A 1,216-nucleotide genomic window follows, 5' to 3' on the forward strand; every position below is an offset into this window, starting at 1 on the left:
GCTGGTGCCATTCTTGTTCATGATGAGGTTGGCGCCCAGGCGATCTGCTGCACTGAGGGTCAGGGTGAAGGAGGTGGCCGACGTGATCTCGACATTGCTGGTGGTGGTCAGGGTATAGCTGGCCCCGCCTTCGCCTTGCAAACTGAATTTGTTGGCAATGATGTCATTGGTCGCCCCAGTTAAAGCAGACAGGCCAGTACCGGTGACGGTCAGCACACCGGTGATGGCATTGTAGGTCGAGGAAGTAATGGTCGGGACCGGGACATTGGATACCGTAATCCCTGCTGTGGCGACGGCAATATTGCCACCGGTAATGACGCTGTCCCAGTCATCTGCGGCCGCCAGGTTGTAAGTCGTGCCATTGGTGGATGCTGTACCGTTCTTGTTGAACAGGGCTTCGACAGCTGTCTGGTCAGCACCTGCGAGGGTGACGGCAAAGCTGGTGGCGGAGGTGATCTCGACATTGCCCGTGGTAGAGAGGGTACGGGTAGCAGCACCTTCACCGGTGATGGTCAGGGTGGAGACGGTAATGTCGTTGGTCGCACCGAGAGTGCTGACGAGGCCAGTGCCTGTGACGGTCAGCACATGGGTGGTGACGTCGTAAGTGGCTGAGGTGATCGTTGGCGCTGCCACATTCGATACCGTGACGGCATTGCCGGTCAGGTCAGCATTCGATGTGGTGGAGGCATCCCAGGAAGCGGCAGCAGCGAGGTTGAAGCTGGTCGTGTCCACCGCACTGGTACCATTCTTGTTCAACAGGCCATTGATGGCGAGTTTGTCGGCGGCGTTCAACGTGACCGAGAAGGCGGTGGCGCTGGCAGCGGTGACGTTAGGCGAAGTCAGGTTGTAAGAACCACCGCCCTGGCCCACCAGGGACAGTTTGGAGACATCAATGGTGTCACCACCGACGATATTGACGGCGGAGACGGACAGAATACCTGTGGCAGCATCATACGTGGCATTGAGGATATTCGGTGCAGCATTCGAGACGGTGATGGCATTGCCTGTCAGGTCAGCAATATTGCCACCAGTGATGACGCTGTTCCAGTCGTCTGCTGCGGCAAGGTTGTAGGTGGTGGCGCTGACGGCGGAAGACGTACCGTTCTTGTTCAGCAGGGCGGAGACGCCGCCTGTGTCGGCACCAGATAAAGTAATGCTAAAGCTGGTGGCCGAGGTGATTTCGACATTGCCGGAAGTGGACAGCGTGTAAGTCGCG

At 58.0% G+C, this 1,216-nt stretch carries 1 protein-coding gene; it reads right to left on the reverse strand.

Going from position 1 to position 1,216, the window contains the following annotated elements; genetic code table 11:
- Positions 1–1,216, reverse strand: a 1,216-nt coding sequence (locus LZ463_RS28860; protein WP_241459774.1) for a beta strand repeat-containing protein, incomplete at both ends; no start/stop codon positions are given.

The sequence above is a fragment of the Undibacterium paludis genome (assembly GCF_022568815.1).
GTDB lineage: Bacteria > Pseudomonadota > Gammaproteobacteria > Burkholderiales > Burkholderiaceae_D > Undibacterium.